Source organism: Williamsia soli (genome assembly GCF_017377795.1).
GTDB classification, from domain to species: Bacteria; Actinomycetota; Actinomycetes; order Mycobacteriales; family Mycobacteriaceae; genus Williamsia; species Williamsia soli.
In genome coordinates this window covers 689,262-714,688 of the sequence record NZ_JAFRDR010000003.1, presented here as the reverse complement: position 1 = coordinate 714,688, position 25,427 = coordinate 689,262, and the positions used below count along the sequence as shown (strand labels likewise).

General features: G+C 65.7%; 23 protein-coding genes. 10 read left to right on the top strand and 13 right to left on the bottom strand.

Features of this window, described 5'->3' with window-relative positions; genetic code table 11:
- Window position 1: 1 nt before the first annotated feature.
- The 4 genes from J3S28_RS11800 to J3S28_RS11785 form a co-directional block, all read right to left on the bottom strand.
- Window positions 2–652 carry a PIG-L deacetylase family protein gene (locus J3S28_RS11800; protein WP_207840683.1) on the bottom strand — a complete coding sequence of 217 codons (651 nt, stop codon included), beginning with the start codon at window positions 650–652 and terminating at the stop codon, window positions 2–4.
- A complete protein-coding gene (locus J3S28_RS11795; RefSeq protein WP_207840681.1) occupies window positions 652–1,440 on the bottom strand; it encodes a glycosyltransferase family protein in 789 nt (262 codons plus the stop codon). The genes J3S28_RS11800 and J3S28_RS11795 overlap by 1 nt, the downstream gene beginning before the upstream one ends.
- The gene (locus tag J3S28_RS11790) at window positions 1,437–2,687 is read right to left on the bottom strand and encodes a class I SAM-dependent methyltransferase (RefSeq protein ID WP_207840679.1); all 1,251 of its coding nucleotides are present in this window, start codon (window positions 2,685–2,687) and stop codon (window positions 1,437–1,439) included. The genes J3S28_RS11795 and J3S28_RS11790 overlap by 4 nt, the downstream gene beginning before the upstream one ends.
- A gap of 110 nt (window positions 2,688–2,797) precedes the next feature.
- Window positions 2,798–3,892, bottom strand: a complete 1,095-nt coding sequence (locus J3S28_RS11785) for a class I SAM-dependent methyltransferase (protein WP_207840676.1) — start codon at window positions 3,890–3,892, stop codon at window positions 2,798–2,800.
- Between the two features lie 35 nt (window positions 3,893–3,927).
- Here J3S28_RS11785 and rfbC point away from each other — a divergent pair, with 35 nt between their 5' ends.
- Entirely contained in the window at window positions 3,928–4,485 is a 558-nt protein-coding gene (gene rfbC, locus J3S28_RS11780; protein WP_207840674.1) for a dTDP-4-dehydrorhamnose 3,5-epimerase, read from the top strand.
- 30 nt (window positions 4,486–4,515) lie between these two features.
- Here rfbC and J3S28_RS11775 read toward each other — a convergent pair whose 3' ends face one another.
- Window positions 4,516–5,778: an EAL domain-containing protein gene (locus J3S28_RS11775; protein ID WP_207840672.1), complete on the bottom strand. Its 1,263-nt coding sequence runs from the start codon at window positions 5,776–5,778 to the stop codon at window positions 4,516–4,518.
- Between the two features lie 280 nt (window positions 5,779–6,058).
- Here J3S28_RS11775 and J3S28_RS28725 point away from each other — a divergent pair, with 280 nt between their 5' ends.
- Window positions 6,059–7,234 (top strand): GGDEF domain-containing protein, encoded by a 1,176-nt coding sequence (locus J3S28_RS28725; RefSeq protein WP_207840671.1) that lies wholly within the window; start codon window positions 6,059–6,061, stop codon window positions 7,232–7,234.
- Here the strand turns inward: J3S28_RS28725 and J3S28_RS11765 are convergent.
- Entirely contained in the window at window positions 7,195–7,947 is a 753-nt protein-coding gene (locus tag J3S28_RS11765) for a hypothetical protein (RefSeq protein WP_207840669.1), read from the bottom strand. The genes J3S28_RS28725 and J3S28_RS11765 overlap by 40 nt on opposite strands.
- 396 nt (window positions 7,948–8,343) lie before the next feature.
- Between J3S28_RS11765 and J3S28_RS11760 the strand changes: the two genes are divergently transcribed.
- Entirely contained in the window at window positions 8,344–10,473 is a 2,130-nt protein-coding gene (locus J3S28_RS11760; protein WP_307797046.1) for an Rv1355c family protein, read from the top strand.
- Window positions 10,474–10,558: 85 nt separating this feature from the next.
- Here the strand turns inward: J3S28_RS11760 and J3S28_RS11755 are convergent, their stop codons facing one another.
- The 4 genes from J3S28_RS11755 to J3S28_RS11740 all read right to left on the bottom strand — a co-directional run bounded on the left by J3S28_RS11755 (window position 10,559) and on the right by J3S28_RS11740 (window position 14,447).
- Window positions 10,559–11,437 carry a hypothetical protein gene (locus J3S28_RS11755; RefSeq protein WP_207840667.1) on the bottom strand — a complete coding sequence of 293 codons (879 nt, stop codon included), beginning with the start codon at window positions 11,435–11,437 and terminating at the stop codon, window positions 10,559–10,561.
- 161 nt (window positions 11,438–11,598) lie between these two features.
- Window positions 11,599–12,849 carry a saccharopine dehydrogenase family protein gene (locus tag J3S28_RS11750; protein WP_237341366.1) on the bottom strand — a complete coding sequence of 417 codons (1,251 nt, stop codon included), beginning with the start codon at window positions 12,847–12,849 and terminating at the stop codon, window positions 11,599–11,601.
- 174 nt (window positions 12,850–13,023) lie between these two features.
- Entirely contained in the window at window positions 13,024–13,179 is a 156-nt protein-coding gene (locus J3S28_RS11745) for a DUF6131 family protein (RefSeq protein ID WP_094647162.1), read from the bottom strand.
- 176 nt (window positions 13,180–13,355) lie between these two features.
- On the bottom strand, window positions 13,356–14,447 hold the full coding sequence (locus J3S28_RS11740; protein ID WP_207840839.1) for an AbrB family transcriptional regulator: 1,092 nt from the start codon (window positions 14,445–14,447) through the stop codon (window positions 13,356–13,358).
- A gap of 75 nt (window positions 14,448–14,522) precedes the next feature.
- Between J3S28_RS11740 and J3S28_RS11735 the strand changes: the two genes are divergently transcribed.
- Window positions 14,523–14,996, top strand: a complete 474-nt coding sequence (locus J3S28_RS11735) for a MarR family winged helix-turn-helix transcriptional regulator (protein ID WP_207840663.1) — start codon at window positions 14,523–14,525, stop codon at window positions 14,994–14,996.
- A 43-nt stretch (window positions 14,997–15,039) separates the two neighbouring features.
- Here J3S28_RS11735 and J3S28_RS11730 read toward each other — a convergent pair whose 3' ends face one another.
- Together J3S28_RS11730 and J3S28_RS11725 are read right to left on the bottom strand one after the other, a co-directional pair.
- The gene (locus J3S28_RS11730) at window positions 15,040–17,385 is read right to left on the bottom strand and encodes a glycoside hydrolase family 65 protein (RefSeq protein ID WP_207840661.1); all 2,346 of its coding nucleotides are present in this window, start codon (window positions 17,383–17,385) and stop codon (window positions 15,040–15,042) included.
- Window positions 17,382–18,119: an HAD family hydrolase gene (locus J3S28_RS11725; RefSeq protein WP_207840659.1), complete on the bottom strand. Its 738-nt coding sequence runs from the start codon at window positions 18,117–18,119 to the stop codon at window positions 17,382–17,384. The genes J3S28_RS11730 and J3S28_RS11725 overlap by 4 nt, the downstream gene beginning before the upstream one ends.
- 119 nt (window positions 18,120–18,238) lie before the next feature.
- Between J3S28_RS11725 and J3S28_RS11720 the strand changes: the two genes are divergently transcribed.
- The 5 genes from J3S28_RS11720 to J3S28_RS11700 all read left to right on the top strand — a co-directional run bounded on the left by J3S28_RS11720 (window position 18,239) and on the right by J3S28_RS11700 (window position 23,034).
- Window positions 18,239–18,886: a dihydrofolate reductase family protein gene (locus J3S28_RS11720; protein ID WP_207840657.1), complete on the top strand. Its 648-nt coding sequence runs from the start codon at window positions 18,239–18,241 to the stop codon at window positions 18,884–18,886.
- A gap of 60 nt (window positions 18,887–18,946) precedes the next feature.
- A complete protein-coding gene (menD, locus tag J3S28_RS11715; protein WP_207840655.1) occupies window positions 18,947–20,584 on the top strand; it encodes a 2-succinyl-5-enolpyruvyl-6-hydroxy-3-cyclohexene-1-carboxylic-acid synthase in 1,638 nt (545 codons plus the stop codon).
- A 61-nt stretch (window positions 20,585–20,645) separates the two neighbouring features.
- Window positions 20,646–21,134 carry a DUF3592 domain-containing protein gene (locus J3S28_RS11710; protein ID WP_207840653.1) on the top strand — a complete coding sequence of 163 codons (489 nt, stop codon included), beginning with the start codon at window positions 20,646–20,648 and terminating at the stop codon, window positions 21,132–21,134.
- 26 nt (window positions 21,135–21,160) lie between these two features.
- Window positions 21,161–22,318 carry a glycosyltransferase family 4 protein gene (locus J3S28_RS11705; RefSeq protein ID WP_207840651.1) on the top strand — a complete coding sequence of 386 codons (1,158 nt, stop codon included), beginning with the start codon at window positions 21,161–21,163 and terminating at the stop codon, window positions 22,316–22,318.
- Between the two features lie 26 nt (window positions 22,319–22,344).
- Entirely contained in the window at window positions 22,345–23,034 is a 690-nt protein-coding gene (locus tag J3S28_RS11700) for a demethylmenaquinone methyltransferase (protein ID WP_207840649.1), read from the top strand.
- Window positions 23,035–23,102: 68 nt separating this feature from the next.
- On the opposite strand, the gene J3S28_RS11695 is transcribed toward J3S28_RS11700, so the two are convergent.
- Entirely contained in the window at window positions 23,103–24,377 is a 1,275-nt protein-coding gene (locus tag J3S28_RS11695) for a geranylgeranyl reductase family protein (protein WP_207840647.1), read from the bottom strand.
- A 32-nt stretch (window positions 24,378–24,409) separates the two neighbouring features.
- Here J3S28_RS11695 and J3S28_RS11690 point away from each other — a divergent pair, with 32 nt between their 5' ends.
- Complete coding sequence (locus J3S28_RS11690; RefSeq protein ID WP_207840645.1) at window positions 24,410–25,420, top strand: polyprenyl synthetase family protein; 1,011 nt, start codon at window positions 24,410–24,412, stop codon at window positions 25,418–25,420.
- The last annotated feature ends 7 nt before the right edge of the window (window positions 25,421–25,427 follow it).

Below are 25,427 nucleotides of genomic sequence, written 5' to 3'. Positions count from 1 at the left end.
GTCATGGCCTTTCGAAACTCAATTGGGCTTTTTCCAGTATCAGCGCTTCGGCGTGGGGCGCGCGGCACTGCACGCCCCGGAGGCGGGAGAGGGCGAGGAACGCCGACCCGTCCCCGAACCAGTCATGTCTGACCTGCGACGGATAATGCTCGATGAGCAGTTCGACCTTGCGTTGCGCGACGTCGGTGGACAGCGGCAGGAACACCTGGGGCTGTGGGGTGTCGGTCTCCCACTTGAGGATCTCGTACCCGAGGATCAGGTGATCGCGGAACTCGGTGGGGGCGATCTCGGCGAGGAGCCGGTGATCCTGGTGGGCGTCGTGTCGCTGCGGCGCGAAAACCACGTCGGCAGAGGTGGTTCGGGCGAACGCCGCCACGGTGTTCTTGACCTCGTTCCAGTGCGCGGGCAGGCGGCCGTCGGGGAAATCGCCGATGGTCACCTCCACTGCCCCGCCGGGGCAGAACGCGTCGAGCGCGCCGCGTTCCTCGGCTTCGCGCTCGCTGCCCCCGCCGGTCAGGATCAACGCCCGCACCCGCAGGCCCGGGTTCGCCGCGGCCAGGGTCAGCAGGGTCCCACCCATGCCGATCGCGATGTCGTCGCAGTGCGCACCGATCAGCGCCACCTCCGACACCGACGCCAGCAGAGAAATCATCAGACCGGCGCTTCCGGGCGATTCCACAGCACCCAGGGGCGGTCGCCGCGATGGTAGGACTCGTCGAGTTCGGCGCGCTCCTTGAAGGTGTCGGCCGGCTTCCAGAAACCGAGATGCTGGTAGGCATACAGCTTTCCGGTCCCGGCGAGGCTGCCGCAGACATCGGCGACCAGATCGCCGCCCGGGGGGAGCAGGTCGAAAATGGCCTGGGACAACACAAAGAAGCCGGCGTTCTCCCAGATCGGGAACTCGCTGACCGGGGTGATGCCTGTGACGGTGCTGCCCTCACCGAGCTCGACACAGTGGAAGGACGACTGCGGCGGCACGACCATCATCGATGCGGTGGCCCCCGATTCGTGGAAGCGCTTGATGATGTCGTCCATCGGTGCATCCGTCAGCACGTCGGCGTAGTTCGCGAGAAAGTGCTCGTCGTCGCCGAGGTGCTTGCGGACCCGGCGTAGACGTTCACCGATCGGTGACTCCAACCCGGTGTCGGCGAAAGTGATCGACCAATCGCTGATGTCGGAGGAGAGGAGCTCGACCTTGCCGTCGCTCAGGACGAAGTCGTTGGACTCGGTCTCGGCGTAATTGAGGAAATACTCCTTGATGTACTGGGCGCCGTAGCCGAGGCAGAGGATGAACTCGGTGTGGCCGAAGTGGGCGTAGTACCGCATCACATGCCAGAGCAGGGGACGCGAGCCCACCATCTGCATGGGCTTGGGCAGACCCTCGCCGACATCGTTGCGCATGCGCATGCCGTAGCCGCCGCAGAACAAGACCACCTTCATGTGAGCTCCACTCCCTTGTGCTTCGAATCGATGACCGTGAGTTCCGGTAGTGGATAGACGAGTTCGCCGCCCCACTCGAGTACGTACTGCAGCTGCGCGGTGAGTTCGGTGCGCAGGTTCCAGGGCAGCACCACCACGACGTCCGGCCGGTCGGCCTCGATCCGGTCGGGGTGGAAGATCGGTATCCGGGTGCCCGGGGTGAAGCGGCCGTGCTTGTACGGGTTGCGGTCGACGATGTATTCGATGAGATCGGGCCGGATCCCGCTGTAGTTGAGCAGGGTGTTGCCTTTACCGGGCGCGCCGTAGGCAACCACCCGCTTGCCCAGATCCTTCTGTTCGAGTAGGTATTTCAGCAGATCGCGGCGGATCTTGTCGGTCTGGTCCTGGAGGCTGCGGTAGCCGTCCAGCTCGTGCAGTCCGGCCTCGCGTTCGAGGGCCAGAGCGGCCTCGACCGACGGCTCCGGCGTGTGATCGACGGTGTCGGGCCTGGCCCACAACCGAATCGAGCCACCGTGTGTGGGCAAGAGTTCGACGTCGACAAGAGTGAGGCCGGCGGTCGCGAGAGCCCGGCTCGCAGCGAGCACCGTGTAGTACTGGAAATGCTCGTGATAGACAGTGTCGAATTGGGCCAGCGCAACCAGATTCAGCGCGTGATGGACCTCGATGCTCAGCCAGCCGTCGTCGGCCAGCAGGGTCCGCAGGCCCTGGGTGAAGCCGAGGAGGTCGGGGATGTGCGCGTAGACGTTGTTTGCCGCGACGAGCGCCGCAGGGCCGTGTTCGGCGCGCACCGCGGTTGCGGTCTCCGGGGTGAGGAAGGCCGTGAGGGTCGGTACCCCGCGATCGCGGGCCGCCTCGCCCACGTTCACCGAGGGTTCGATCCCGAGGCATCGAATGCCTGCCGCGACGACGTGCTGGAGCAGGTAGCCGTCGTTGCTGGCGACCTCGACGACGAGTGAGTCGGAGTCGAGGCCGACCCGCTCGATGGCGCCGTCGACGAACGCCTTGGCATGCGCGACCCAGCTGTCGGAGAACGACGCGAAATACGCGTAGTCGGTGAAGGTGTCCTCGGGGGTGATCAGCGCGGGAATCTGCAGGAGGAAGCACTCCTCGCAGATCCTCATGTGCAGCGGGAACGTGGCCTCGGGCTGATCGAGTTCTTCGGCGCGCAGGAACTTTTCACACGGAGGCGTGGCCCCGAGATCGAGCACACTGAGCAGCGCATCGCTGCCACACAAACGGCACGTCAACGTCTTAGTCCTCCCTTGACCCGGCGATCACCGAGTCGAACTGTCTCCCGACAGCAAATAGTTAACCTCAAACTCGGACACGAGACCGGCTCCGGGGCTCCGGATCGGACTCATCGACCGTCGGGGTCGTCGAGGACCCACCGGCCGTCGAGCTGGGGAAAGTGGGCCGAGACCTCCGCGAGAAGGTCCGGAAGCATTAGTAACACCTGATCCGGACGCATGTCGATCATCTCTTCGGGCGATGTGATGGGGACGTCGGTGCCGGGCATCCGGCGTCCCTGCTTGGCGGTCGAGGCGTCGGCGATCGCGGTCACCAGGGACCGGTCGACCCCGGCGCGGTAGAAGACCGCACTCGCCCGGGACGCGGCGCCGTAGGCGCACACCCGCCGGCCCGCGTTCCGCTGATCGACCAGCCATTGTTCGAGGCGCCCGACGTGTCCGTCGGCTGCGGTCTGCAGTCCGGCGACCACCTCGGGCTCGGTGATGCCGAGCTGCGCCTCGTGGTCGAGGATCTCGGTGACCTTCGCCGACGGGGCAACCCCGGCGCCGTGCACGGCCGCGATCAGGTGGGTACCGCCGTAGAGGTCGAAGCTCCAGGCCTCGACCACAGACATCCCGGCGGCCGCGAGCAGCTTCTGCAGTGCTGCCAGCGAGTAGTAGGCAAAGTGCCCGTGGCGCAGGGCGTTCCACTGGCCCTGTTCGACAATGGTGACCAGTGAGTGGAATTGGAGCAGGAGCACACCATCGGGGGTGACGGTTCGGGCGCGGGTCGCGAACGCCGCGGCCTGGTCCGGCTCGTGCATCACCGAGAAGGTGTCGACGACCACGGCGGCGGCATCCCCATCGGCCACCGGGGACAACCCGCGCTCGAACAGATGCGGTAACCACGAGCCGCCGTGGGGGCTCGCGAACTCGGTGACGGAACCGCGGCCGTCGAGCCAGCCGGCCCCCGCGACCTGTGTGATCGCGTCGACGGCCTGGTCGATCAGGGCCTGGGGTTCTACCCCGCGTGGTTCGTCGGTGACGGTGTCGTCGTCGGCCAGTTGGGCCAGACCGCACGTCAGGCACAGATCCATTGCGAGAGGATGAGCTGTCTCTGCTGCGACCACCGGCGCATCGGCAGGCGGGAAGTTGTCCGCGGCAGGCTGATCGCCGAGATCCAGGACACGCTCGGTGACCGCCCCGCCGCAGGCTCGGCAAGTCATCTCACGGACCTCGTTTCTGGTGCAGCATAGGTGGGGTGCGCATTGAAGTTACCGAATTACACGACGTCCTGCTCATGGTGCCGCAACCGCATCGAGATGCGCGGGGGCTGTTCACCCGAACTTTCGACACCGAGATCTTCGACGAGGCCGTGGGTCAACCGGGGCGGTCGAGCACATTCGTCCAGGATTCCCAGTCGAGGTCGGTGCAGGGTGTGGTCCGCGGCATGCATGGTCGATCCGGAGAGGGTGAGGCGAAACTGGTCCGGTGTGCCCACGGCGCGGTGTACGACGTGCTGGTCGACATCCGGCCCGGCTCACCGACCTTCGGCAGGCAGCAGGCGTTCCAACTCGACGACGAGACGTTCGCGCACCTGTTCGTTCCCGCGGGCTTCCTCCACGGATTCCAGGCGCTGACGCCGATCGCCGACGTCTGCTACCGCATCGACCGGACCCATGACGCCACCGAGGACATCAGCGTCGCGTTCGCCGATCCCGACCTGGCGATCGCGTGGCCGCTGACTCCCACGCACGTCTCCGAGCGAGATACGCGGGCGATGAGCTGGCAGACACTCGCCGCGGGTTTGGGAATGTAGCGGGTTTGTGAATGTAAAGGCGAGCGCCGATCACGCGTCGAGGGTGATCTCGTCGGCCGGGGCGGGTTTGCCGAACAGGTAGCCCTGCCCATGGGTGAATCCGATCTCTCGCAGCTGCGCGATCTGTCCCGGATCTTCGACACCTTCGGCAACGGTCGCCATCCCGAGTGAGCTCGAGAGAGCACAGACGGCCTTGACGATGCTGTGCATGGTGTTGTCGTCTGTGCCCACCTTCGCGACCAGGGACCGATCGACCTTGACCACCTGCACGGGCTGCTCGACCATGTACCGCAGCGCCGCGAACCCGGTGCCGAGGTCGTCGACGCAGACGGTGCACCCCAGCGCGTCGAGCTCGATGAGCGTCGCCGACGCGGGCGAACCGACCTCGATGAGATCCCGCTCGGTGACCTCGACCCACAGCGCGTCGGCGGGTACACCGGTGGTTTCGAGGGTCGTGGCAATGAGTTCGGGCAGTGTCCGGTCTTGCAACTGCCGAGCAGAGAAGTTGACCGAGACGAACAGGCCGGGGGGCGCGGATGCGGCCCGCCAGATCGCGAGCTGTTCCAGGGCCTCCTGCACTCCCCAGCGGCCGATCGGGACGATGAGCGACGTGGCCTCAGCGGCGTCGAGGAAGTCGTGGGGCTTGCGGACCTCGTCGGCCACCCGCCACCGCAGCAGCGACTCGTAACCGACCGTCTTCATCGTCGTGATGTCGATGATCGGTTGGTAATAGAGCGCGAAGTCGGTTCCGACCGCGTTCGACAACTCGGTGGTCCTCGAAACCTCGGTCTGCAATCGGGCGATCGAGTCAGGGGTCGCGTGCGCCACCGTGTCGCCGTCGACGATCGCGTAGTGGACCGCGGAGATCGCTGCCTGGACGAGGTCGGCCACGTCGGTGGCGGTGGTGACCACCGAAGAGATGGCCAGACCCTGACAGGCCGGGACGAAGTATCCGCCACCCTCGATATCGAGTTGTCGCGTCAGACACTCCGAGATCAGGCGTTCCACCGTTTCCGGTGCGATGGCCCTGACGTCGAAACACACGGTGAGAAGGTCGTTGTAGGGTCCCACCGACACCGTGCATGCGCGCCCGAGCATCTCGACCAGCGCACTGTGGGCCGCAGGCCTCATCTTCTCTGACGGATCCCAGCCGACCGCGCCTGCGAGGAGGCCGGTCGGGTCCAGGCAGACCACCGAGACGCCGAGGAAATCGAAGTCGAGGTGAGCGGTGCAAGCGCGGATCTCCGTGATTCCGTCGCGGGCGGACCCGGGCGACGATGGGGGGAGCGGCATGCCCAACCTTCCTGCCCACCTGCGGAACCGACACCGGGTCGGGCTCCCATTACACGAGCTGGGTCGCCTTGAGAATACCTCCATCGGACGATTGCGCTCTATGTGCCTGGTCGGGTTCCCGTCGGCTGTCTACACTGCATGGAGCCGTGCGACCCGAGCTGGGTGCACCATCGGGTTTCGTGAAGCCTCCGCGGGATACGATTGTGCAACCCCATCTTCGGCATCGACGAATGCGCGGTGGGTTCGAGCTACTTTCCACGGGGATGGGCAGGCTGCGACAGTGAGTTCACGGTATTTCGAACGCTTCGACGCGCGTTCGACTGCCGTACTCATCAGCACCTTCGGCGCAATCGGGTTGCCGGTCTTCGCATTGATCGCACCGTCGCTCATCGTCGCCGGCGGATTCAAGTATCTCACGGTGATCTGGCTTTTCTCGGCCATTACATTTGCGATCACTCTTTACGTGGGGCGGTTGACCGATCGGCAGTTCGCGATACTCGGTTTCGGTGGGATGGTCGGTGTCGCCTGGGCTGCCTATCTCGTGACAGATCCTGCCGTTTCGCGAGCAATTGTCGCTCTGCTGGCCGCAATTCCCGCCATCGCGGCCATGGCCTCGTCGCTTCGGGTGACCATTTCGTTCGCGGTGTTCGCGATGGGGCTCGCCGTTTACCTGTCCACTCTCAACGCCACGTCGTGGGTCGCGGTGATGGTTGCCGGTGGTGCCTCGGTGACCACCGTCCTGGTACCGGTTTTCATGGTCGGTGCACTACGCCGATCGCTCGATTTCGCGTTGTCGCGCGTGGCCAAACTGGGTGACACCGATCCGCTCACCGGCATCCTCAACCGGCGTGGATTCCTCAACAGCAGCAGTCGTCTGCTGGAATGGATTGTTGTGCACGGAAAGTGCGTGGGCTTCATGATGATCGACATCGACGACTTCAAAAAGGTCAATGACGCCCTCGGCCATGCAGCAGGCGACGCGGTGTTGGTGGACGCCGTCGCGAAAATCGAGAGCGCGGCGCCGCCCTTTTCTCTCATCAGCCGATTCGGCGGCGAGGAGTTCGTCGTCATGTACGCCTCCGACAATCGAGAAGAGTTCTTCGAGATAGCCGAAAACATTCGGTTGGCAGTCGCGGAAAAATGTCCTGTCACGATCAGCGTCGGCGCCGTGCAGGCGCCTTTGGGAAAAACCGCCGCCGGGACACCCAATATCGACAAGGTCATCGATACGCTCACCCGAATGGCCGACCAGAGCGTCTATTACGCGAAGAACGGTGGCCGCAACAAAGTGGTGTCCATGGTGGCCCCGGCGATCCAATGGACCCCAGGGCCACCATCTGAGCCGACCGTCAGGATCGTGGACACGACCCGCAACGTCGGCGTGTTGGCACTGATGCGTCGGGTCACCGACAAAGATCAGGCGGCTCCCGCACGCGACGGCGAGAACAGACTCTGACGGTTGGTGGTCAGCGGCGCCGAGGTGGCCACCATCTGTGCGTACACCGCCGGGTCGGCGTCGGCGGCCAGGGTTTCCCGGTCCCACCACATCAGGCTGGTGCGGTAGCGGTTGTCGGGGTACGGCGAGGCCGGGATGTCCTCGGCCACGCGACCGCCGGCCGACTCCCACCGGCGCAGTACGTGATCGGCGGCCGTCGCCATGATGTAGCGCGTACCCATCAGCGTGAACGTTGGAATGGCCAGGCGTGCGAGCATGCCGGCGACGGTCGGTGCGGCGGGACCGTCGGCCGCCCAGGCGGTCTTCATCTCGACGATGCCCTCGTCCAGCCGTGACCGGATCGCCTCGGTGACCAGTTCCAGGCCGGGCTGGCCCGCCCACTCCAGCAGTGCGTGTGATTGATGCGGGTCGACGTACGGACCCTGAGCGCGGACGCCGCCGATGACGGTGCCGTCCTCGTCGACTGCCGCGTAGAACAACGAGGTGCACTCACCGCGCACCACGGTGTCGTATTCGAGGGCCATGGAGACGCCGTGTGACGCGTACGACGCCCGGGCGCCGTCGAGGTAGTCGAGCCATAGGCCCGGGTCGGACGAGGGTGTTGCGACGACGAGCGACGTCGAACCCCTGACAGTCAGGACCTGCGTCTGGATATCACTCGCGGGGATGTCGGTGCGCGAGAAACGGTGGGCGTTCACATAGTCTGTAGTCACTGAGACTCCTGGGTTGAGGGGTTTGCACTGATACATCATCAATTCATTAAAGACAATTGTTGATGGGTGATGGCTTGCGGCGCCACTTAGTTCGGCGTAGAAAACGGGTTCACCGCGAGGTTCATCTGGTCAATTGTCGCTCGTGGAGTGTGGACGTGTCATCGCCGCTGTGGGCGTCGCCATATCCCGGACTACGATGAGATATCGTTAAGATGTGATTTTCTTTTGTTCGATCCCGCGTATTCGCTTGCTGCGAGCCTTTATTGGCGAACTTTCTCACGCCACGCATTTCAGTTTCCCCCATTTCTGAAGAGACGACTGCATCGGTATAACGTCTCACTACAGCTGGCCACTTGGCCAGGAAACGACGTAGAAGACGGATGAGGAGGCGGTGCCGTGCCCGCGCCAGCGCAGGATCACACGCCGGCAGGAGGGGCGGCCGTCGAGATTCTCGATCCGCGATCCTCGAAGGACCAGCTCAAGCTGGATGGACTCCGAGCCGATGGCGCGGTCGACTTCATCGATCTGACCGCCGAGTTGACCGAGGCGGCAGAGAAGCTTGTGCCCCCTCCGAGCGGCTCGCCGGAAGCCGACGGCAGTCGCTGGATCCACTACCCGTGGCGCGGCAAAGCGGTGCATCTACTCGGCCCGGCCGCATACCGGAGGTTGCGGCTCGATCGGAACCGAAACAAGCTGTCAGCCGTCGAGCAAGATCACGCGGCCACGCTGCGTATCGGTGTGGTCGGTCTGAGTGTCGGTCATGTGGTCGCGCACACGCTCGCTCTGGAAGGGCTCTGTGGGCAGTTGCGACTGACCGACTTCGATGAGATCGAACTCACCAACCTCAACCGGGTGCCGGGGTCGGTCTTCGACATCGGGGTGAACAAAGCAGTGGTCGCGGCCCGCCGGATCGCCGAACTCGACCCCTACCTCGATGTGCAGGTGCATCAGGGAGGCGCCGAGGCGGCGACGATCGATGCGTTTCTCGACGGGCTCGATGTGGTGATCGAAGAGTGCGACTCCTTCGACGCCAAAGTGTTGGTACGGGATCGGGCCAGGGCTCTGGGGATTCCGGTGATCATGGAAACCAGCGATGGCGGCGTGCTCGACGTCGAACGTTTCGATCTCGAACCCGACCGGCCGCTGTTCCATGGCCTGCTCGGAGATTTCGACTCCGAGGCCCTCGCCGGACTCACCACCGAGCAGAAGGCGCCGTTCGCGGTGAAGATCCTCGACGGGGCACGGCTGACGGCGCGCATGGCGGCGTCGGCGCTGGAGATGGGCCGAACCCTGTCTGCCTGGCCGCAGCTCGGCGGCGACGTGGCTCTCGGCGGTGCGACGGTCGCTGCGGCGGTGCGCCGGATCGTCCGAGGCGAGGACCTCCCCTCCGGCCGGGTGCGCGTGGACCTCGATTCGATTCTCGACGGCCTGGAATCCCCGGTTGTCGACGAGGTTGTGCCCGAACGTGTTCCGGCAGATGTGCACACCATCATCGACGGTCTCACCGCCCGCGATGCGGTGCTGTTCGCAGGATCGCGCGCACCGTCCGCCGGCAACTCGCAACCGTGGCGGTTCTCGTCCGACGACGACGGGGTGACCGTGCGGCTGGACGCGACGCCGACGTCGAGCGCCGATGTCGGGCGCCGGTCGTCGGCGGTGAGTCTTGGTGCAGTGCTGCACAACCTGACTGCCGCAGCCGCAGCCGTCGGGGTGTACGGCAAAGCCGGCATCGTCGGGGACGGCGACGACGTCCAGGTGCGGGTCGACTTCGGCGACATCGCCGAAACCGGCGCGAGCATTACACCCATCCTCGACCGTCGCACCAACCGCGCGTTCGGGGACGGCAGCGAACTCGATGCGGGTGTGATCGCGGCGTTGTCGTCCGGCGGTTCCGCCGGCACCGGTGTCCGATTGATCACCGAGCGCAGTGCCCTCGCCGGATTCGCGGCCGTTGCCGGAGCCACCGAACGCCTCCGGTACCTGACCCCCGAGCTGCACGCCGAGATGATGGCCGAGATCATCGATCCATCAGACGTGCACTCCGACACCGGTATCGATGTGGACGACCTGGCGTTGCTGCCGCAACAAGCGCCACTCATGGTGCTGCTGCGCAGGCCCGACGTGATGGCTCACCTGAACGCGTGGGGCGCCGGATCGGTACTGGGTGCCGACGCCCAGGGCCGCGTCATGACGTCGTCGGCGCTGGCTGTGGTGACCCAGGAAGGACGCAGCACAGCAGACTACGTCCGCGGTGGGCAGACGATGCAGGAGCTGTGGATTCGTGCCGAGATGATGGGCCTCGCGGTGCATCCGATGAACCCGGTTTTCCTCTACGCCGACGGCCGTTCGGAGTTGGCGCAGATCGCGCCGGATCGGGTGGACGAATTGGAGTCGTTGGCAAAGCAATTCGCGGACGTCCTGAGTGTGGCCGACGGCGAGGTGGTCACCACGGTGCTGCGCCTGTTCCGCACGGACGCGACACCACCGGCGAGCCGGCGTCGGTCCTTGGCAAACCTGTTGGCCTGACGCCGCTCGAATCTGCTCCGGTTGTGGGAATTTGCTCCGGTTCCAGGGTTCTGGAAGCGGAGCGTCTTTCTGGAAGTGGAGCAAGTTAGGTGGGTCGGGTGACGATGACGCCGAGACGTGCGAGTTTTTGCTCGCGCTTCTTCTCCCGTTCATAGGCGTCGGCAATGGTCTCGCCAGGTTTGAGGTAGCGGATGTACTTGGCGTAACCGTCGAACTCGCCGGCTACCACTCCGTCCCAGTCGAAGTCGGTACGTGCGACGAAGGCGCCGCTCGCGTCGTGAAACCTGTGCTGTAACCGTGGTCTCGGGATGTCGCCGAACGTGTGCATCAACGCGCGTGAGAGTGATTCACCGATGCTCTCCGCGTCACCGTCGGCAATCGCGAACGCGCGGATCGCGTTGGCGACGCCCGTGCGACCGCGGCTGCGGTCCAGAATCGACTCCACGTCAGCGCGCGTCGCGCCCATCCGGAGGGCGCCGTCGAAGGCACACACCGCCTGCAGGAAGCTTCCGATACGAGCGAGGTCGACGGCCGTCCTCGCCAATGAGGTGACCAGCAGGCCGTCGATCTCGATGACTTCGTCTGAGAGCCAGGGCGCCGCATGAAGGACGTTCGCCCGTCCCTTCTTTCGTCCACCCGTTTTCCGATTCGCGGTGAAGTGGACCTGTGTTGTTCGGCCGCCCAGTAGGGGCAGGCCATGCAGGACCGCAGCCGAGTGATGACTGACAGCTTTCGACCCGTCGCCCGCGTTCGCGGCTCCGAGCACCGTGCGTCGATACTGCAACTGTTCACGCTCGTGTTCGGCCAGATCGGTGAGGTCGCAGCTGAACGTGTAAAAGCCACGGTAGAGCCGGGTCAGTTGCCCGGTCTTGACCCGAACCTTCAGTGCGTCGTCCCCGAGGCCGACGGACGCGGCATCGCGTCGCCGGATGAGCCTGTCGTCATCAGAAGTGTTGTCCCCCATGAATCTGATGATGGGCTACGGCTGCGGCCCAGACTGGCGGCCGGAGGGTGGGTTGTGGATGGCCGGCGGAGGTGTGGATAACTTGATCTGCTCCGGTTACAGAGAAATGCTCCACTTCCAGGGCTCTGGAAGTGGAGCATTTCTACAGAAGTGGAGCAGATTCAGCTGAGGCGCTCGGTCTCGAGGCGGAACCCGGCGCCGCGGAGGCGTTCGATGAGGACGTCGCCGATGGCGGCCGCGGTGGTGAGGACTCCGGTGCGCGGCGGCAGATCGTCGCGATGGAGGGCGAGCGACAGAGCGCTCTCGGCGAGCATCACCGCGGTGGCCTTGTATCCGGGATCGCCCTTCGCGACCATCCGCGAGCGATAACGCTTACCCGTCGTGGTGGTCGTGTAGGTCTCGGTGGTGAAGTGTCCGGTCTCCCTGGCCTTCTCGGACGGTCCCTCGCCGGGCTTGGGGAGCAGCCGGTCGAGGACGCTGCGGATCGGCCCGATCGACATCGCGCCGAGGAACGCGGCGGTTCCTGCGGTCACGGCGCCGGCGATGGCCGTCGAGACCCCGGGGATGCCGCCGACGTACATCGTTTCGCCGTAGTGGAAGTCTGGGCCGTATGCGTTGTCGAGAATGGCGTTGCTGCGACGCACGATGCGGGTGTTGTAACTCGCCATGAAGAATGGGGCAAGGGTGCCTCGCAGGCTCGGATCGACCTTGGATCCGCTGACCATGGCCATGTCGCTGGGCTCGGCACTGCGTTTGATGCCGGCATATCCGCCCGGCTCGGTGGACAGCGCGTGTGGGTCGAGAAGTGTGCGACGGGTGTTCGCATCTCCGGCTTCCTTGGCGATCACCCGCATCGAGTCGACGGTGCCGCCGCTGATCCCGCCGCGGAAACTACGTACGACCATGGTGGTGTCACCCATCGTGCCCTCGCCGTCCTCGGCGACCTTCTTGTGGAGCAGGTAGGCGCCGATATCGGAAGGGACGGAATCGAATCCACAGGAGTGGACGATGCGGGCGCCGTTGGACGCTGCCTGATCATGGAACTTGTCGATCGAGAGTCGGACGAACGGCACCTCGCCGGTGAGGTCGACGTAGTCGGTGCCGGCGTTGACGGTGGCGGCGAGGACGTTCTCGCCGTACTTGAGGTACGGCCCGACGGTGGTGCAGACGACGCGGGTGCGCGCGGCCATCGCGTCGAGCGAGGCCGGTGAGTTGCTGTCGGCGATCACCAGCGGCCACTCGTTCGCCGGTGCGGGAAGGTTGAATCGAACCTGCGCGAGCTTGTGCTCGCTGCGGCCCGCCAGCGCGACCTTGGTGCCGGCGGGAGCGTGTTTGGCCAGGTACTCGGCGGTCAGCTTGCCGACAAAACCCGTGGCCCCGTAAACGATGACGTCGAACTCGCGATCACTCATGCCCACGACCTTACTGATCTCGGTGGGGTCGTCGATGCCGGTCGCCGATCCCCATGACTGTTGCGCAGATGACTGTGGCGCGGTACCGCGGGAATGTCCCGTCGTACCGCGCCACCTGAGTCAGTTGTGACTGTGCGGGCCCCTACCCGGCAGAGCCACTCGCTCATTGCGTGTCTAGTAGTAGTGCGCTCGCCCGCCGACCTTGCGGCCCGTGGCGCCGAGGATCCAGAGGACCGCTCCGATGACGATCAGCACGATGCCGATGGTCCACAGAATTGAGATCCCGAAGACGAAACCGAGAATAAGAAGAAGTAAACCGAGAAGAATCATCGTTGATCTCCATACACCCCGAGTTGGAAGCGTTCACGGACTGGTCCGCTCACACCTACGAACCCCCTTTGTCTTTGCACGGCTGCTGTGCCGGGGGTCACGCTCAGAGGGAATACCCCGGTGTCCGGACCATAAACCTACTTTTGCAAACAAATCTGAACAGGTAGGTGCTCGGGTCAGACGGGCACCAGATCATCTGGCGCCGCGGCTCGTCTGCGGCGAAGCCACCACTGATAGCCCCGAGCCGCGAACGGCGCGATGAACAGCATGATGAGGACCCTGACCATCTGGGCGGCCACGATGAAGGCGATGTTGCCTCCGGTCGCCGACGCCGTCGCGAGTACCGCATAGATCCCGCCCGGCGTCGTCGCGAGGTAGCAGTCGAACATCGATTCGCCGGTCCACAGACTCAGCAGCACACCCAACCCGGCGCAGGCCGCGGCGATGACGACGATGAGAAGAGTTGCCAGCGGGAGGATCTTTCCGATCGCAACCAGCGAGGCCCTGGTGAAACCCAAACCCGCCTGCCACCCGATCGCCGCGTACGCCAACTGCACGAGGATGACCGGGACCGCGGCCGCCGACGTGATGCCGAGGAGCTGACCGGCCACGGACAGGATCAGGGGTCCGAGCAGGCCGGCTGCGGGAAGGCGGATCAGCCGGCCCGCGCAGTAGCCGCCGACCATGCAGACCACGAGCATGAGCAGGCCCCACCATGGGTTTCCGGTGTTGCCGGAGAACTCACTGCCGCCTGAAATCGATTCGTGGAACACGAAGATCGCCACGAGCGGCATCGACATAGTGATGATCGCGACCCGCAGGTACTGGATCACGGCGACGATGCGCTCGTCGCCTCCGAGTTCGCGGGCCAGGGCAACCAGTCCCGAGGCGCCGCCGGCGACCAGGGCCAACGATCCCGTCAGCGGGTCGACCCGGCGGTGTAGGCCGAGCAGTGCGCCGCCGATCACCGAGAGTGCAAGGGTCACGAACGCCATCGCCAGGACCGCAGGCCAATGCGACCCGAGACCGGCGAGGGTGTCGGGGGAGATGAGGGTCCCGATGTAGACGCCGAGTACCCCTTGCGCGGCCAGTCCGATCGAGCGGGGCATCGGCGGTTTGTCGCCGCGAGCACGGGGTCCCCAGCCGGCGATGGCCAGCGCCGCCGCGACCACGAGCCCGGCGAACAATGCCGCCGACGGGACTCCGACGGCGGACAGTCCGATGGACGCTCCGCCGGTGATCACCATCAGTCCGATCCACCGCAGCATTGTCATGAGTCTACGCTTGCTAATCGTCACTCGCGAACTGGACAAATAGCGACAGATAGCAAGTATTGTCTTGGTATGTCTGAATCAGGGGTTCACCTGTGGTCTGTCGGCACCGAAGAGGCCACGTCGTTGCGCGAGGCAATGATGGCCGTGACCCGCCAGGCCCGACGCCACCGGCCGGCGCACGGGATGACGATGACGCAGGTCGGAATCCTCGGGGACCTGGACCGCCACGGCGTCAGTACCGTGGCCGAACTGGCCGAACGTGCGCAGGTGAAGGTGCAGTCTCTGACGCTGAGCATGAACAGGCTCGAAGAGCTCGGCCTCATCACCCGCCGCGCCGACCCCGAAGACCGGCGTCGTCAGCTCGTCGAACTGACAGAGGACGCCCACCCTCTGCTGGCGTCGGATCGTCGTCAACGTGATGAGTGGCTGGCCCAGGCGCTCAACACTCTCCCCGACACCGAGCGTGGGCTACTGATGCTCTGCATCCCGGTGCTGCGGCGGCTCGCAGAAACCGGTGGTGAAGCTCAGCCCGAGGACGGGTAGGCGAGGAAGATAGACCCTCGGAGAGCGGCGAGGGGGACGAACTTCACCGAGGGCTTTCCCGCTGATACGGCTCGCAGTGGCGGGGCTGCTGCGGGGGCTCGCGATGGTGCAGTGTCGGGATCGGCAGCACGGTCTCGCCGGAATGCACCGTGAAGGGCGTGCCGTGATGCCGCAACTCCATCGGTTCGCCATAGGTGAGTTGATACGTCGCTTCGTCCGCCCGCACCCGGACCTCGATGCACCGGTCGCGCACGGACAGGCGGAACGTCAGTCCATGCAGACGGGCCGGCAGCCGCGGCGCGAATGTGATCGACCCGTTGTGGTCGCGCATTCCACCGAAACCAGCAACACAGCACAGCCAGGTCCCGGCGAGTGAGGCGATGTGCAGACCACTCGAAGCGTTGTGATGCAGGTCGTGCAGATCGGTCAGGGCTGCTTCGGCGAAGTAGTCGTACGCGAGGTCGAGATAGCCGACCTCGGCCGCGACGATCGATTGCGCACACGCCGACAGCGACGAGTCCCGCACGGTGATCGGGTCGTAGTAGTCGAAGTTCTTGAGCTTCTGTTCCGGGGTGAACGCGTCGCCACGGAGGTACATCGCCAGCACCAGGTCGGCCTGTTTGACGACCTGCTTGCGGTACAGATCCTGATACGGATAGTGCAACAGCAGTGGATAGTTCTCTTTCGGGGTGTTCTCGAAGTCCCACAACGCCTGCCGGGTGAACGACTCGGATTGCTGATGGACGCCCAGGGCGGGATCGAACACCACCAGCATCCGGTCGGCGCAATCGCGCCAGTACGCCGTCTCCTCGTCGTCGACCCCGTGGTGGCGGGCGGTGGCCGGATGCTTCTCGCAGGCGTCCGCCGCATCCCGAAAGTTCTTCTGCGCCATCAGGTTGGTGAAGACATTGTTGTTGGCGACCGCCGAGTACTCATCGGGCCCGGTCACGCCGTCGATGCGGAAATCGCCGCGCAGGTCGTGGTGGCCGAGGGAGGCCCACGATCTCGCGGTCTCGATCAACAGTTCCACGCCTTGCCCGAGCTCGAACTGTTCGTCGCCGGTCGCGGCGATGTACTGCGACACCGCGTGGGCGATGTCGGCGTTGACGTGGACGGCGGCGCTACCGGCGGGCCAGTAGCTCGAACACTCGTCACCGTTGATGGAGCGCCACGGGAACATCGCGCCGACCTGCCCCAATTCGATGGCCCTGGCCTTGGCCTTGTCCAGCGTCGAGTGCCGCCACCGCAGCGCGTCCGCCGCGGCCGCGGGCACCGTATAGGTGAGGACCGGCAGCACGTAGGTCTCGGTGTCCCAGAACGCATGTCCGTCGTAGCCGGGGCCGGTGAGGCCCTTGCCCGGGATCGCGCGGGTCTCCCCGCGGGCCCCGGCCTGCAGCACGTGGAAGAGCGCGAACCGTACCGCCTGCTGCAGTTCGGCATCGCCGTCGAGGGTGACGTCGGCCGAGCGCCAGAAGTCGTCGAGGTACTGGCGCTGGCGGGCCAGGAGTTCATCCCAGCCGTTGTCCAGTGCGGTGGCCAGCGCGGCATCGACCTGCGCGCGCAGCGCCGACGGCGACCGCTGGCTCGACCACCCGTAGGACAGATACTTCACAACAGTGAACTTCTGCCCTGCTTGGACTTTCGCCGTCACCGTGAGTCGGGCGAGGTCGTCACTGAGGATTTCGCAGTTGACCGAATTGGTGCCGAACAGTTCGTGATCCATGCCGGCTGCCATGCGCAGTCCGGACTCTTTTGTGTGGTGACCGAGAACTCCGCGGTGACCCTTCGCTTCGGCGAAGTCGCCGACCAGTGGCCGATCGAGAGCGGCGGCCAGTCGCGGATCGTTGCCCGGCCGCGGGACGTCCTCGTTCGCCAGGAGGTCCGACTGCACCACGATTTCCATCTCCAGGTCGAGCGGTTCGACCTCGTATCGGATGGCGGCGATGGCGCGTTCGGTGAACGAGACCAGGCGCGTCGAGCGCACCCGGACCTTTCGGCCGGTGGGTGAGGTCCAGTCGGTGACGCGCTCCAGAGTGCCTGCCCGGAAATCGAGCTTCCACTCGTGCTCGTCGGCGTTCCCGTACCGCATGTCCATCGGCTCGTCTTCGACCAGCAATCTGATGATCTTGCCGTTGGTCACGTTGACAACCGTCTGGCCGTCCTCGGGATAACCGTAACCGCCTTCGGCATAGGGCAATTCACGCTGCTCGTAGAAACCGTTGAGGTAGGTGCCCGGATTGAAGACCGGCTCACCCTCCTCGAGGTTCGCGCGCAAGCCGATGTGTCCGTTCGACAGCGCGAAGATCGACTCGATCGCGGCCATCGCGTCGGGATCGGTACCCCTCCACGACAGGTGCCAGGGCGCGACCTCGAATCCCGCGAGCCTCATGCGGGCTTCAGCAGGTCGGTGAGGGCGGTGACCACGACATCGGCGCCTCCGCTGCGGAGGTTGCTCGCATGGGTGTCACCTCCGGTTCGATCGACCCCGACCACATATCCGAAACCGCCCGCATGCCCGGCCTGCACCCCGGACACCGCATCTTCGAAGACCGCGGCCTTCTCCGGTGGCACCCCCAGCGCAGCGGCCCCGGCCAAGAACGAGTCGGGTGCCGGTTTCCCGGCGAGCCCACGTTCGGCGATCACCTTCCCGTCGACACGGGCGACGACAAACGGGCTCAATCCGGTTGCCTCCAAGATCTGTTCGCCGTTCTTCGACGACGTCACCACCGCGATCTGCAACGAGACCTCCTGAGCTGCTCTCACATACGTCACGGCGTCGGAGTAGGCCTCGGCACCGTCCTTGTCCAGGAGTTCGAGGAACAGCTTGTTCTTCGCATCGCCGATAGCGGTCACCGACGCCCCGGTGTCGCTCTGTGTCGGCAAGGCGATGTTCCGGGACTGCAAGAAGCTGACGATGCCGTCGTCCCGGGATCGTCCGTCCACGTAGGTGAGGTAGTCGTCCTGGCTGAAGGGTCGCCGTTGCTCGTCGGTGACGTCGGGGTACCCGGCCAGGAACGAATCGAAGGCCTGTGTCCAGGCCTGACTGTGTACGACTGCAGTACTGGTGAGGACACCGTCGAGATCGAAGAGAAGTGCGGTGACGGAATCGGGTAGGCCAATCACGGGTTCGACGGTACCCGTGCTGCGGAGTGGTTGCCCTGTGGCGCGCTGCATCGATGAGTTTCGTCGGTGGGAGGTGTCAAACTCATCGACAACGACGAAAGTGACGAAGGGGACAGTCCATGGCGAAACTGCGAGTGCACAACATCACGATGTCTTTGGACGGGTTCATGGCCGGGCCGGACCAGACTGCTGACGCGCCGATGGGCGCCGGAACAGAAAAATTGCACTCCTGGGTGTTCGACACCAAGTTCGGCCGAGCGATGATCGGCCAGGAAGGTGGTTCGGAAGGGCTCGACAACGACTACCTGGAGCGTGGTGACAACGGGATCGGCGCAACCATCATGGGACGCAACATGTTCGGTCCTATCCGTGACGAGTGGGACGACAGCGGCTGGCAGGGATGGTGGGGCGACACCCCTCCATACGGTCACCCCGTCTTCGTGTTGACCCACTATCCGCGTGACCCGCTGCCCATGAAGGGCGGCACCACCTTCAATTTCGTCGACGACGGTATCCACAGCGCGCTGGAGCAGGCGTTCGATGCGGCCGACGGCGCCGACGTGCGGCTCGGCGGCGGAGCGTCTGCGATCCGCCAGTACCTGGCAGCAGGATTGGTCGATGAGCTTCATCTGGTCATCTCACCGGTGGTGATCGGTGGCGGGGAACGTATCTTCGACGGCCTGGACGCCGGGTGGCCGGCGGGTTTCGAGGTCGCCGAGTTCGTGCCGTCCGAGACAGTGACCCACGCGGTGCTGCGGAAAGTCTGATGCGGTGACCTGCAGGTCATGTGATCGCGACCACGACAGGCGCGAGGCTAGCCTGGTCTGATGAACCCTTCGACCCTGCAGGCCCGAGTGATCGTCGACGAGATGATCCGCGGTGGGGTCCGGGACGCCGTGTTGTGTCCGGGGTCGCGGAACGCCCCGTTCGCATTCGCGCTGCATGCGGCCGATGCCGCGGGTCGACTGCGCTTGCATGTCCGGGTCGACGAGCGCACCGCCGGGTATCTCGCCCTGGGGCTCGCCATCGCGTCCGGCCAGCCCGTTCCCATTGTGATGACCAGCGGTACTGCGGTGGCGAACATGAGTCCGGCCGTGTTCGAGGCAAATTACGCACGCCAGCCACTGATCGTCGTCAGTGCGAACAGGCCCTACGAGCTGCTGGGGTCGGGCGCGAACCAGACCATCGAACAGTTCGGGATCTTCGGCACCCAGGTGCGCGCCGCGATCAGCCTCGGGCTGGCCGAGCAGAACCTCGACACCAACAGTCAGTGGCGTTCGGGCGTGGGCCGCGTCCTGGCCGCGGCACGCGGCGCCCGGACCGGTAATGCCGGACCGGTCCAGTTCGACATCCCGCTACGTGAGCCGCTGGTACCCGACGCCGGGGTCGCACCCACCGACGATCTCGGCGAGTACTCCGGACGTCCTGGCGGTGCGCCATGGACCGTCACCGCCGTCGGCAAGCTCGATGTGCCCGTCGAGATCGACATCACCGAACCGACCGTGGTGGTCTCGGGTCACGGTGCCGGTTGTCTGCCCGAACTCGCCGCGCTGCCGACCGTCGCGGAACCCACCGCGCCGGCGCCACAGAATCCGTTGCACCCCTTGGCATTGTCGGCGCTCCGTCCGACCCAGGCCATCATCTGCGGTCGCCCGACGCTGCATCGACAGGTGTCGACCCTGCTCGCCGACCCCGAGGTGCGGGTGTACGCGCTGACCACCGGCCCGCGCTGGCCGGATGTGTCCGGCAACGTCCTGGCCACCGGATCGCGGGCAGTGACCAGCGGTGAACCCGACGAGGCGTGGATCAAGTCGTGCGCGCAGGCGCACCAGCGTGCGGTGAGCGCGGTGGATGTAGAGCTGGAGCAGTCCGAACACGTCACCGGATTGCACGTGGCGAAGGTGGTGAGCGCCGCGATGGCCCCCGGTGAGCAGCTGGTGGTGGGGGCATCGAACCCCATCCGCGACGTTGCGCTGGCCGGTCACGTGGGCGCCGACGTGCGCGTGCTCTCCAATCGCGGGGTCGCGGGGATCGACGGCAACGTCTCGACCGCCATCGGTGCCGCGCTCGCCGCCGATGTGCGGACCGTCGCGCTGATGGGCGACCTCACCTTTGTGCACGACGCGACCGGACTGCTGATCGGTCCGGCCGAACCACGTCCGCGTCGCCTGACGATCGTCGTCGCCAACGACGACGGCGGCGGCATCTTCGGGCTCCTCGAACAGGGCGATCCGAGGTTCGAGGGCAAGGATTACCTCGGTGCGTACGAGCGCGTCTTCGGCACCCCTCATCACACCGACCTCGCCGCGGTCTGCGCCGGCTTCGGCACCCCGCACCGGGTGGTCACGTTGGCGGAGCTGCCCGCAGTGCTCAACGCCCCGAGTGAGGGGATCGAAGTGATCGAAGTTCGCACCGACCGGTCCCGGCTGCGGTCGCTGCACGCCGCGATCCGCGCGAGGTTGTGATCGCCCGACCGATCACCGCGATGGATTGGGGCGTCGATGACCGGTTGACTATTGTGGCGTCATGTCTCCCACCGTTCTGCGCCGAGTTCAACTCGGCCTGATCTCGCTGGGAGTGATCATCACCATCATGATGGCGATCATGGTGGCCGGGACGTACCGCAACGACATCCTCATCAACCAGGACGAGGCGACCGCCGTGGCCGAGGTGGTCAGTGCGACCCCGACGAAGGCCACCGTCAACTTCTCCACCCCGGACGGCATGTTCCACAGCCCCCGCCTCGGTGTCTTCTACCCGGGGCGGCTGGCAGAGGGACAGCGGATCAGTATCGAGTACTCGCGGGCGAGTCCCGAACTGGTGCGGGTCGCTGGTCGAAACGCAAGCCTGGCGATCGTGCCTGCGCTGTCGGTGCTGATCTATTCGTACCTCGTCATCGGTGCGCTCATGGTCCTCTTCGCTGAGGTCTCCCGGCGCAAGGGCACCGGAGTGGAGCCCGACAAGGGACGTTCATCCGAGGTTCCACCACAGGTCACGGCGACGAAGACCTCCTGACATGTGCCCTGCCCACACTGGGCATCGTGCGAGTGGCAATTGTGTCCGAGAGTTTTCTCCCGAACGTGAATGGCGTCGTCAACTCCGTCCTGCGGGTGGCCGAGCACTTCGACCACACCGGACACGAGGCGATCATCGTCGCGCCCGATACGCCGTGGTCGATGCGGCGAACCGACCGCGACACCTCGGGGCCGAGTCGGGTGACCGGTGCCGACGTCCACTACATCCCGTCGGTGATGGTGCCCAAGGTGAGTTCGTTGCCGGTCGGTGTGCCGGCGCCGTCGATGTTCCGGGTTCTCGCCGATTTCCAGCCCGACATCGTCCATCTCGCGTCGCCGTTCGTGGTCGGAGCGGCCGGTGCTGCGGCCGCACGTCGACTGGACGTTCCCGCGGTCGGGGTGTTCCAGACCGACGTCGCCGGATTCGCGGCGAGCTATGGCATGAAGCTCGGCACCCGGGCGGCCTGGGCATGGACCCGCAAGCTGCACAGTGCCTGCGACCGGACGCTGGCACCGTCGACGGTTTCGGTGAAAGCCCTTCGTGATCAGGGTATTCCGCGAGTCTTCCAGTGGGGGCGCGGTGTTGATGCCGAACGATTCAATCCTGGGCGCCGCGACGAGGAATTGCGCGCCCAATGGAGTCCGGACGGCAAGTTGATCGTCGGATTCGTGGGCCGGCTCGCACCGGAGAAGCATGTGGAACGGCTCGCGATCCTGTCCGGTCGCAGTGACGTGCAACTCGTGATCGTCGGCGGCGGACCCGAACGCGCCCGACTGGAGCAGGTGATGCCGGACGCTGTCTTCACCGGTGAACTGCGTGGCCTCGACCTCGCCCGCGCCTACGCCAGTCTCGACGTGTTCGTGCACGCCGGCGAACACGAGACGTTCTGCCAGGCCGTACAAGAGGCGATGGCCAGCGGGGTCCCGGCCATCGGACCGGACGCCGGTGGTCCGCGGGACCTGATCGGGCACTTCCGGACCGGCTATCTTCTTCCGGTAGAGGGGTTCTCGGAGCGCCTCGTCGATGCTGTGGGGACTCTTCAGGACGCGGGGGTTCGCGCCGAGTTCGGCTCAGCCGCGCGCCGCTGGGTACAGGGACGCACCTGGTCGGCCATCAGCGATCAGCTACTGGGGCACTACGACGCGGTGCTCGGCCGGGATCTGGTTGCGCGCCGGTCGGCCTAGGGTCGCGACGCGGTAGCGTGGCTCTCATGTCACGTGCATCGCTGGCCAAAGAGCCCGCCGACGTCGCCGCCATGTTCGACGGAGTCGCCGGGCGGTACGACCTGACCAACACGGTGCTCTCGTTCGGCCAGGACCGCGGCTGGCGCACAGCGACTCGCAAAGCCCTGGCGCTCGGCCCCGGCGACGTGGTCCTCGACCTCGCGGCGGGAACAGCTGTGTCCACCGTCGAGCTGGCCCGCTCGGGCGCCGAGTGCATTGCGGCCGACTTCTCGCTGGGAATGCTCAAAGCGGGGGCGGGGCGGCCTGTCCCGAAGGTTGCCGCAGACGCGCTGCATCTCCCGTTCGGCGACGAAACGTTCGACGCCGCGACGATATCGTTCGGGCTGCGCAATGTCGCGGACGTCGACGTCGCATTCGCAGAGCTGTTCCGGGTCCTCAAACCGGGTGGGCGAGTGGTGATCTGCGAGTTCTCCACCCCGGTCTTCAACCCGATGCGCGTGGTCTACATGGAGTACTTGATGAAGGCGTTGCCCGCGGTTGCCACGAAGGTGTCGAGCAACCCGGAGGCGTACGTCTACCTCGCGGAGTCGATTCGCGAATGGCCCGATCAGCCGGCTCTGGCCCAGCGGATGCGCGATGCCGGGTTCAACGAGGTCCGCTGGCGAAACCTGACCTTCGGCATCACTGCTCTGCACCGCGGTATCAAGCCCCGGTAGACCCGGAATTGGTGGGTTCTGGCGGACCTCACCTGCGGAAATGCTCGCCAAAACCCACCAAGATCGGGTCAGGAGAAGGGCGGGCGGCTGTCGATCTTCGAGCTGACGATGCCTGCGGTACGCCAGGCGCGCGCGATCAGGTCGGAGTCGTCGTCGGTGATCAGGTTGCCCATCACCCGCACGACCATCGACATCAGGGCCGCCGAGCGGATGCCCGGACGGCCCAGCACCGGAACCACCTTGGGGACCGTCAGCACCGCTGCGAGCCGGCGGGCCGCCGAGAACGCCAGCGAGTACCGCTCCCGGAGCAGGTTGGGCCAGAGCCCCGAAAGATCCTTCTCGCCAAGGACTTCCACTGCGAATCGTGCGGTTTCGAGCGCGTAGTCGATCCCCTCACCGTTGAGTGGATTGACGCAGGCGGCGGCGTCGCCGATGAGCACCCAGTTGGCGCCTGCGACGTTGCTCACGGCACCGCCCATCGGCAACAATGCGGACGCGATCCGCACCGGCGGGCCGGTGAGCTGCCAATCGTCGCGTTGAGAGTTGGTGTAATGCTCGATGATCGGGCGCAGCGCCATGTGTGCGGGCCGTTTTTCGGTCGCCAGCGCGCCGACGCCGATGTTCACCAGACCCGATTTCGCACCCAATGGGAAGACCCAGCCGTACCCGGGTAGCAGCGCCCCGGCGCCGTCGCGCAGTTCCAGATGCGAACCCATCCAGTGGTCGTCGCACCGGCCGGACTCGACATACGCCCGCGCCGCGACGCCGTATGCGGTGCCCCGGTGCCAGGCGCGGCCGAGTGACGTGCCCAAAGCGGACTTCACGCCGTCCGCGACAATCAACTTCTCGACCTCGATCTGGTCCGATCCATCCGCTGTATTGACTTGCACAGCAGTGACTTTGCCGCCGGTGATGGTGGCGCCCACGGCCTTGACCCCGGACACCATCGTGGCGCCGGCGTCGAGCGCGTGGCGACGAATGCGATCGTCGAGCTCGGTACGCGCAACTGCACTGCCGTAGTCGGGGAAGTGGTCGGAGGCCTGCGGCCACCGCACCTGCTGTCGTCGGCCCCAGCCCTGTAGGTCCAGGCCCTCGATCCGCGGGCCGGTGAAGGCATCACCGAGCCCGAGTGCGTCGAGCTCGGCGATGGCACGCGGGGTCAGTCCGTCGCCGCAGGTCTTGTCGCGGGGAAACACTGCGGCGTCGAGGAGCGTCACCTCGTGGCCGGCCTTGGCTGCCGCAGCGGCGGCAGCCGAACCGCCGGGACCTGCACCGACGACCAAGACCTCTGTCCGCGCCGGAATCGGGGTGGGTGCACTCACCCAGTCAGTATCCCGCACCATTAGGCTCGTCCTATGACGGGAGCAGGTCAGGCGTGAAGACGACGTTCGCAGGTCTTGAATTGGAGCCGGAGGCCTTTGCCGCCGATGTGGGTGCCTCGCTCGAGCGTGTCGAGACGTTGCTGCTGGGGGAGCTGTCTTCCGGCGAGGATTTCCTCACCGAGGCGGCCACGCATCTCGCGAAGGCCGGGGGTAAGCGGTTCCGGCCGATCTTCTCCATCTTGTCGGCGCACTTCGGCCCGAATCCCCACGCGGAGGATGTGATCATCTCGGCGACCGTGGTGGAGATGATCCACCTGGCCACGCTCTACCACGACGACGTGATGGACGAAGCCGAACTCCGCCGAGGTGCGGTCAGTGCCAACAGCCGGTGGGGCAACAGTGTCGCGATCCTGTCGGGGGACTTCCTGTTCGCCAGGGCATCCCGCCTCGTCTCGACGCTCGGGCCGCACGCGGTCCGGATCATCGCCGACACGTTCGCCGAACTGGTCACCGGTCAGATGCGCGAGACCGTCGGCGCCCAGGGCAAGGCCGATCCCGTCGAGCACTACCTGCGGGTGGTGTGGGAGAAGACCGGATCGCTGATCGCGGCCAGCGGCCGATTCGGCGCCATGTCGTCGGGTGCGGACGCCGAGCAGATCGAACGGCTCTCCCGCCTCGGCGACAACATCGGGACCGCTTTCCAGGTCTCCGACGACCTCATCGACATCACCTCGGTCGCCGGGGATTCCGGTAAGAACCCGGGCACCGACCTACGTGAGGGTGTTCACACTCTTCCGGTGCTGTACGCCCTCGCCGACCCCGCCGAGACCCGGATCCGTGAGCTGGTCCTGAACCCGGACGGCACGAACCGGCCTATCACCGACGACGCCGAGGTCGCCGAGGCGCTGGCATTGCTCAACAAGTCTGATGGCCTGGTCAGAGCCCGCGCCACCCTGCAGCGCTATGCGGATGCTGCGGAGGAGGAACTGGCTCAACTGCCTGCCGGCCCGGCCCATGACGCGATGAGTTCGCTGGTTCGGTACACGATCGCCAGAATCGGCTAGCAAGCCC